Origin of the sequence: Myxococcus sp. AB025B, from assembly GCF_006518215.1 — a bacterium.
Taxonomy (GTDB): Bacteria; Myxococcota; Myxococcia; order Myxococcales; family Myxococcaceae; genus Myxococcus; species Myxococcus fulvus.
In genome coordinates this window covers 1-7,856 of the sequence record NZ_SRLW01000388.1, presented here as the reverse complement: position 1 = coordinate 7,856, position 7,856 = coordinate 1, and the positions used below count along the sequence as shown (strand labels likewise).

Genomic DNA, 7,856 nt, shown 5'->3' with positions numbered 1-7,856 from the left:
CCCCCCGCCCTTCCGCCCGAGCGCGAGCACGCCAGCGCCCTGACGCTGCTGGCGATGCTGCAGCGGGAGGGTCGGCTGGTGGACTTCCTCCAGGAGAACGTGGCCGCCTACTCGGACGCCGAGGTGGGGGCCGCGTGCCGCACCGTTCATGAGGGGTGCCGCAAGGTGCTCGGCCAGTACTTCACGGTGAAGCCGGTGCTGCCCGAGTCGGAGGGTGCGTCGGTGACGGTGCCCGCGGGCTTCGACGCCCAGCGCATCCGCCTCACTGGAAATGTGACGGGCACCCCGCCCCACCACGGGACGCTGCGCCACCATGGTTGGGTGACGACGGAAGTGAAGTTCCCGGCGGTGAGCACCGCCATGGACCCGCGAGTGCTTGCTCCGGCGGAAGTCGAGCTCGCCTGAGCGTCACCCGGCGGACAGGCAGACCGGACAAAAGGGAGCCCCCCAGGAGTTCAAGCCCGATATGGCCCGCTATTCCATCGGCATCGACCTTGGCACCACCCACTCGGCGGTGTCGTACTTCAACCTCGAGGACGGCAAGCCTCGGGGCCGCGCGCAGTCCATGCTGCCCATCCCGCAGCTGACGGCGCCCGGCACCCTCGAGGCCCGCCCGCTGCTGCCCTCCTTCTTGTACCTGCCCGCGGCGCAGGAGTTCCCGCCAGGGAGCCTCGCGCTGCCGTGGAACCCGGACGCGTCCTCGGTCATTGGAGAGCTGGCGCGCTCGCACGGGGCCAAGGTGCCCACGCGGCTGGTGTCCTCGCCCAAGAGCTGGCTGTCGCACCCGGGCGTGGACCGGCGCTCGCCGCTGTTGCCCTGGCAGGCGCCGGAGGACGTGCAGCGCGTGTCCCCGCTGGATGCGTCCGCCCGGTTCCTGCGCCACCTCAAGGAGGCGTGGGACTCCACCTTCGCCCAGGGGCGCGAGGAGGCCGACAACCAGCTGGCCCGTCAGGACGTCATCGTCACCGTCCCCGCCTCGTTCGACGCGGCGGCGCGCGAGCTGACGCTGGAGGCCGCCAAGGCGGCGGGAATCGAGCACCTCACCTTGTTGGAGGAGCCGCAGGCCGCGCTGTACGCGTGGCTGGAGGCGATGGGCGAGACGTTCCGCCAGCAGGTGAAGCCCGGCGAGGTCATCCTCGTCGTGGACGTGGGCGGCGGCACGTCCGACTTCTCCGTCATCACCGTGAAGGACCGGGACGGCGAGGTGGAGCTTCTGCGCGTGGCGGTGGGCGACCACATCCTGCTGGGCGGCGACAACATGGACCTGGCGCTGGCGCACACGCTCAACCAGCGCCTGGCGGCCGAGGGCAAGAAGCTGGACCCGTGGCAGTTCAACGCCCTCACCCATGGATGCCGGCAGGCGAAGGAGACGCTGTACGCGGACACCTCGCTGGACAAGGTGCCCATCTCCATCCCCGGGCGGGGCTCGTCGCTCATCGGCGGCACGCTGCGCACGGAGCTGACGCGCGAGGAGCTGGACCGGGTCCTCACCGACGGCTTCTTCCCGGTGACGCCGCTGTCGGAGCTGCCTCGCACGGCGCGGCGCACGGGCCTGGCGCAGATGGCGCTGCCGTACGCGCAGGACGCGGGCGTGTCGCGGCACCTGGCGGCGTTCCTCACCCGGCAGGCGCAGGCGCTGAAGTCCAGCCACGACGCGCCGGTGGACGTGGGCGACAAGTCCTTCCTGCACCCGACGGCGGTGCTCTTCAACGGTGGCGTCTTCAAGGCCGGGCCGCTCAAGGCGCGCGTCATGGAGGTGCTCAACCTGTGGTTGAGGGCGGACGGCGGCGAGCCGGCGAAGGAGCTGGAGGGCGCGGACCTGGACCTGTCGGTGGCGCGCGGCGCGGCGTACTACGGCTGGGTGCGGCAGGGGAACGGCCTGCGCATCCGCGGCGGCACGGCGCGCGCGTACTACGTGGGCGTGGAGTCGTCGATGCCGGCGGTGCCGGGCTTCGAGCCTCCGGTGAAGGCGCTGTGCGTGGCGCCCTTCGGCATGGAGGAGGGCACGCAGGCGGACGTGCCGCCGCAGGAGTTCGGGCTCGTCACGGGGGAGCCCACGAGCTTCCGCTTCTTCTCCTCCTCGATGCGGCGCGACGACCGCGTCGGCACGATGGTGGAGGACGTGGCGGACGAGCTGGCGAAGGGGGAGATGGAGGAGCTGGCCCCCATCGAGACCACCATGCCTGGGCAGCCCGCAGCCTTCGGGGATTTGACACCCGTCAATCTGCAGGCGGCGGTGACGGAGGTGGGGACGCTGGAGCTGCGGTGCCTGGAGAAAGGTGGCGACGGGCGTTGGAAGCTGGAGCTCAACGTCCGCATGAAGGAGTAGAACGCCGACCGGCAACCGGAGGTGTATGCGAATCGTCGGCATCGACCTGGGCACCACCCACTGCGCGGTGGCGTCCGTGGACCCCGCCCGGGGCGCGAGCGCGCCCGTGGAGGACTTCCCCGTCTCGCAGCTCGTCCGCCAGGGGGAGGTGGCGCCGCGCGCGCTGCTTCCCTCCACCGTGTACGTGCCCGCGGGCCACGAGCTGAGCGCCGAGTCGCTGCGCCTGCCCTGGGGTGACGACGGCGGGCCGTGGGTGGTGGGGGAGCTGGCGCGCTGGCAGGGCTCGCGCGTGCCGGGCCGGCTGATTGCCAGCGCGAAGAGCTGGCTGTGCCACCCGGGTGTGGACCGCTCCGCGCCCATCCTCCCGTGGGGCGCGCCGGCCGACGTGGCGAAGCTGTCCCCCGTGGACGCCAGCGCACTGCTGCTCACGCACCTGGCTCGCGCTTGGGACTTCGCGCACCCGGACGCGCCGCTGTCGCGGCAGGAGGTGGTGATTACGGTCCCCGCCTCGTTCGACGAGGCCGCGCGCGCGCTCACGGTGAGCGCGGCTCGCAAGGCGGGGCTGGAGAAGTTCACGTTGTTGGAGGAGCCCCAGGCGGCCTTCTACGACTACACCGCGCGCCACCGCTCGGACCTGGAGCAGACGCTCTCCCACGTCCGGCTGGTGCTGGTGGTGGACGTGGGCGGCGGCACCACGGACTTCACGCTGGTGCACGCGGGCGTGTCGCCCGAGGGCCCCATGCTGCGGCGACTCGCCGTGGGCGACCACCTGATGCTGGGTGGCGACAACATGGACGCGGCGCTGGCCCGGCGGGTGGAGGAGAAGCTCTTTTCGGACGGGCGGCGGCTGTCCGCCACGCAGTGGACGCAGGCCATCCAGGCCGCGCGCACCGCGAAGGAGGCGCTGCTCGGCAAGGCGCCTCCGGAGAAGTACGGCGTGTCGCTAGTAGGCGAGGGCAGCCGGCTGTTGGGTGGAACGCTGTCCTCGGAGCTGTCTCGCGAGGAGGCCCACGCGCTGGTGCTGGATGGCTTCTTCCCGCGCACGCCGCCCACGGAGCGGCCTCGCCGGGCCGCGCGCATGGCGCTCCAGGAGCTGGGCCTGCCGTACGTGCAGGACGCGGCGGTGACGCGGCATCTGGCGGCGTTCCTCGCGCAGCACGCGGCGGCGGGCTTCGCGGCGCTGGGCGAGACGCCTGCCTTCGAAGGCGCCCTCCCCCGCCCCGACGCCATCCTGCTCAACGGCGGCGTCTTCAACTCGCCCTGGATTTCGGAGCGGCTGGTGGAGGCCGTCTCGGGGTGGTGGCCGGACGCGCCGCGCATCTCGCTGTTGCGCCACGAGTCGCTGGAGCTCGCGGTGGCGCGGGGCGCCGCGTACTACGGGCTGGTGCGGCGTGGGCATGGCCTGCGCATCGGCGGTGGCGCGGCGCGCGCGTACTACGTGGGGTTGCAGCGTCCCGCGGACAGCGCGGAGCAGCCCGCCCTGTGCCTCATCCCTCGCGGCTTCGAGGAGGGACAGAAGGTGGACCTGGGCGAGCGCCCCTTCACGCTCACCCTCGGCAGGCCCGTGCAGTTCCAGCTCTACTCGACGACGAGCGACCGCATCGACAAGCCCGGGGACCTGGTGCCCCTGGCGGAGGACCTGAAGCCGCTGCCGCCCATCCACACGCTGCTCAAGGGGGCGTCGGGCAAGGTGGCGGAGGTGCCGGTGCACCTGCAGGCGGCGCTGACGGAGATTGGCACGCTGGAGCTGTACTGCGTCTCCGACGTCGCGGACGAGCGCTGGAGGTTGGAGTTCGAGCTGCGCGGCACGGGGGGCTCGCACGAGCTGACCGTCACCGAGTCCATGCCCGCGCGCTTCGTGGAGGCCAAGGACAACATCGAGCGCGTCTACGGGAACAAGCCGCTGCCGTTGGGGCCCAAGGACGTGAAGCAGTTGGGGCGGACGTTGGAGAAGGCGCTGGGGCCGCGCGAGACGTGGCGGGTGCCGGTGCTGCGCGAGATGTGGAGCACGCTGTACGCGGGCGCGAGCAAGCGCCGTCGCACCGAGGACCACGAGCGCGTCTTCTACAGCCTCACGGGCTTCACGCTGCGCCCGGGCTTCGGGTATCCGCTGGACGGCTGGCGCGCGGAGCAGACCTTCAGCCTGTTCGACGCGCTGGTGCAGCACCACACGGACAAGGCGGTGTGGACGGAGTTCTGGGTGATGTGGCGGCGCATCGCCGGTGGGCTGACGGAGGCGCAGCAGCAGAAGCTCTACGCGTACCTGCAGCCGCACCTGTCGAGGAAGGTGCCCCCGAACGCGCCCGCCGCCGGGAAGCTCAAGGGCATCCAGCCCGAGGGGTTGGAGGAGATGGTGCGCACGGCCGCCTCGCTCGAGCACCTGTCGCCCGGGGACAAGGCAGAGGTGGGCCGGTGGATCGCCGAGCGGCTGAAGGCCGAGGCGAAGTCCGGTGGCCCGTGGGCGTGGTCCCTGGGACGGCTGGGCGCGCGGGTGCCGCTCTACGGCAGCAGCCACAAGGTCGTGGACGTGGAGACGGCCGAGGCGTGGCTGACGCTCCTGCTGGAGCTGGACCTGCGCAAGATCGACGGTGCGCCGTTCGCGGCGGCGCAGCTCGCGCGGCTCACCGGAGACAGGACGCGGGACGTGGACCCGGGCTTGCGCGAGCGCGCGGCCCAGGCGCTCGTCGCGGCCAAGGCGTCCGAGACGTGGGTGCGCATGGTGCGTGAAGTCGTCGCGCTGGAGGCGGCGGACGAGGCGCGCGCGCTCGGCGACACGCTGCCCGCGGGACTCCGACTGTCCTGAGCGGCGAGGTGGCTCCACGGGCACCGAGCCCCGTGCGAGCCGAAAGGACTCCCTCACGGGTCGGTGCGGGGCACGCGACCTCGTGGGAGTCCTCGCTGGAGCCTCGACGGGGCGATCAGCCCCGGATGTCCGGGAGCACGTCGGACGAGGCGGGCTCGGCGACGGCCTTGGGCGCGGCGCGCTCGACGACCTGGAGCACCGGCGTCGGCTCCGAAGGCGCGGCGGCCTCACCCTTGCCCGCCTTGGGCTTCTTGGTCCCCGCGCCCGAGCGGCACGTGCGGCACCAGGGCTGGTTCCGGATGGCACCGTCCGCCATCTTCCGCAGCCCGAACTGGGCCAGCGGCTTCAGCGTACGGCACTTGATGCACATCAACGAGATGAGGACCTCGTGACCATCCGCGTCGTAGACGGCGGACTTGCGCCGCTTGCGCGGCTGCGGCTGCCCCGGTTCACGCGGCTTCGCCTTCTCCGGCGGAGGCGTCATCATCGGGGTCACTTTGTAGAGCATGTCAGTCCCTCCCGCTCTCGGGGGCCCTCGCACGCAGTCCCTGATGGGGCCACCTCGGCACGGGCACTCGCGAGCCATAGAGTAAGGTGCCTTCCCTCCGTTGAAAACTGATCCCAGGCCGAAAATTCGGCCCGGGAGCGTTTTCATCGAAGTTTCCAAGGGTTGGACGGCTCCGTTCACTCCCAGCGGATCAACCCCCGGGCGAATTTTCAGCCCTGGCTCCCTCAACGCGAGGCGGTGGGACACGCCTCCGCGACACCGCTGTAGCGCACCCGCCCCAGAGCGGGCGTGGGCAGGACACCTCCATGGGAGCGGCCGTAGGCGATCAACGCCTCGCGCAGGTCCATTCCCTGGAACGGGGCCAGCTCCGCGCGCTCGGGAGGCAGCGGCCGCGTCACGCCCTCCACCCCGTCCCCACCCCGCGCGAGGAAGTCCGGCACCGCCACCCGGTAGCGCTTCTCGGCGACCAGGGGTTTTCCGCCCTCCAGCGTGACGGACAGGAGCCGCCCCGGCCCCGGGCAGCGCGCCAGCGTCAGCTCCAGCCCGGACACCGCGAACACCGCGCCCCGGTCCACGCCGTGCGCCAGCTTCAAGAGGAGCTCCAGCTCCGCGCCGGTGAGCGTCAGCACCGCCACCGTGTTGTCGAAGGGCAGCGCCTGGTAGACGTGGCCGAAGGACAGCACCCCACCCGGCAGGTCCGCGCGGATGCCACCGGGGTTCATCACCGCGGCGTCCGCGCCCACCGCCTCGCGCAGCGCGTCCGCGACGACGTTGCCCAGCGCCCCCTCCTCCGTGAAGCCCCGGACCAGCGGCGACGCACAGGACACACCCGCTTGCCGCCGCTGCGCCGCGTCCACCTGCGCCAGCGTGGGCGCGAGCAACGCCTCCACTTCGGAATCCGGGCGCACCTCGGCGCCCAGGAACCTCGCCGGCACCAGCTTCACCTCGGCGCGCTCGCGCAGCCGCCGGCCATCGCAGTCCCCATGGACCGCGTCCACCTGCGAGCACAGGAGAATCGCCGCCTGGATGCGGGTGAGCGACGGCTCCACGCGTCGGCGCACGGGGTCCACGAACAGCTCCACCACGCCCACCGAGCGCGCCAGCCCTGTCGTCTCGATGACGGGCACGCCGTGGATGAAGTGGCCCATCACCTGGTGCGTGTGCCCGGCGACCACCGCGTCCAGCGTGCCCGGAGGCAACTTGGCCAGCATGTCGACGATCTCCGCGTCGCCGCCGCGCTCACAGCTCGACGTGTCGCGCGGGTTCGACAGGTCCGGGCAGTGCCCGCCCGCGTGCGCCACCGCCACCACCACATCCGCGCCACGCGCGCGCAGGGAGCGCGACGCCTCCAGCGCCGAGGACGCCAGGGGCAGGAAGCGCAGCGAGCCGACGTTGGCGGGGTTGGTGACGCTCGGCGTGGACTCCGTGGTGAGCCCCAGCACGCCCACGCGCACTCCCTTCACGGTGAGCAGGTGCGTGCCGTCGTTGCCGAGCCACGCGGGCGTCCTGCCCGTGGCCGCGTCGCGGAGATTGGCGGACAGCATGGGGAAGCGCGCCTGCTTCACCCGGGCCTTCAGCGCGCCGAGCGGATCCTCCCCCGGAGTCAACGCCATGGGCGAGGCGCCCACCGGGCCGTAGTCGAACTCGTGGTTGCCGATGGCCGCCGCGGTGAAGCCCAGGTGGTTGTAGACGTCCACCACCACGGCGCCCTCGGTGAGGTTGGAGGCCAGCGTCCCCTGGAAGAGGTCACCACCATCCAGCAGCAGCACGCCGCCCGGATTGTCCGCGCGCAGTCGGGCGACGTATGCGGCGAGGGTGGCCGCGCCGCCCTCCTCCACCACGCGCCCGTCGGAGAGCCGCGTGCGGTGCGGCTCCACGTTGCCATGGAAGTCGTTGAGGCCCACCAGGGTGAGCCGCACGGGCTCGGCCGAGGACGCGGCGGGCGTCGGGGTGGCGGGTGTGCCGGCGCAGGCGGCGGCACAGATCGCGAGCGCGACGAGGAAGGGGCGCGGTGAACGCATGAGCGTCCGCACTTCACCCCGCCGCGCGCCGTGATTCAACCGCGCTTCAGCGCTCGCGGCGACGACGCACCGACAGGCCCAGGGCCAGCAGCCCGAGCACCACGCTGCCAGGCACCGACGCGGTGGCGCACGAGCAACCCGACCCGTCGTCCGGCTCAGGGAAGCCACCCCCACCCGGGATGCCCGGTCCGGGCC

At 72.4% G+C, this 7,856-nt stretch carries 6 protein-coding genes; 3 read left to right on the top strand and 3 right to left on the bottom strand.

What is annotated here, in order from left to right; genetic code table 11:
* The 3 genes from FL311_RS38625 to FL311_RS38615 form a co-directional block, all read left to right on the top strand.
* Window positions 1-405, top strand: a 405-nt coding sequence (locus tag FL311_RS38625) for a DUF2760 domain-containing protein (protein WP_141332659.1), incomplete at its 5' end; no start/stop codon positions are given.
* Window positions 406-466: 61 nt separating this feature from the next.
* Window positions 467-2,329, top strand: a complete 1,863-nt coding sequence (locus FL311_RS38620) for an Hsp70 family protein (RefSeq protein WP_141332658.1) — start codon at window positions 467-469, stop codon at window positions 2,327-2,329.
* Between the two features lie 25 nt (window positions 2,330-2,354).
* Window positions 2,355-5,132, top strand: coding sequence for an Hsp70 family protein (locus tag FL311_RS38615; protein WP_141332657.1), 2,778 nt, complete (start codon window positions 2,355-2,357; stop codon window positions 5,130-5,132).
* A 115-nt stretch (window positions 5,133-5,247) separates the two neighbouring features.
* Here FL311_RS38615 and FL311_RS38610 read toward each other — a convergent pair whose 3' ends face one another.
* The 3 genes from FL311_RS38610 to FL311_RS46375 all read right to left on the bottom strand — a co-directional run bounded on the left by FL311_RS38610 (window position 5,248) and on the right by FL311_RS46375 (window position 7,842).
* Complete coding sequence (locus tag FL311_RS38610) at window positions 5,248-5,640, bottom strand: hypothetical protein (RefSeq protein WP_141332656.1); 393 nt, start codon at window positions 5,638-5,640, stop codon at window positions 5,248-5,250.
* Window positions 5,641-5,864: 224 nt separating this feature from the next.
* Window positions 5,865-7,661, bottom strand: a complete 1,797-nt coding sequence (locus FL311_RS38605) for a bifunctional UDP-sugar hydrolase/5'-nucleotidase (protein WP_141332655.1) — start codon at window positions 7,659-7,661, stop codon at window positions 5,865-5,867.
* A 46-nt stretch (window positions 7,662-7,707) separates the two neighbouring features.
* On the bottom strand, window positions 7,708-7,842 hold the full coding sequence (locus tag FL311_RS46375) for an MYXO-CTERM sorting domain-containing protein (RefSeq protein WP_368668613.1): 135 nt from the start codon (window positions 7,840-7,842) through the stop codon (window positions 7,708-7,710).
* Between the last annotated feature and the right edge of the window lie 14 nt (window positions 7,843-7,856).

What these genes read in the sequence shown, in the direction of transcription:
- FL311_RS38620 (WP_141332658.1), top strand. Translation starts at nt 467, where the DNA reads ATGGCCCGCTATTCCATCGGCATCGACCTTGGCACCACCCACTCGGCG.
- FL311_RS38615 (WP_141332657.1), top strand. Translation starts at nt 2,355, where the DNA reads ATGCGAATCGTCGGCATCGACCTGGGCACCACCCACTGCGCGGTGGCG.
- FL311_RS38610 (WP_141332656.1), bottom strand. Translation starts at nt 5,640, where the DNA reads ATGCTCTACAAAGTGACCCCGATGATGACGCCTCCGCCGGAGAAGGCG.
- FL311_RS38605 (WP_141332655.1), bottom strand. Translation starts at nt 7,661, where the DNA reads ATGCGTTCACCGCGCCCCTTCCTCGTCGCGCTCGCGATCTGTGCCGCC.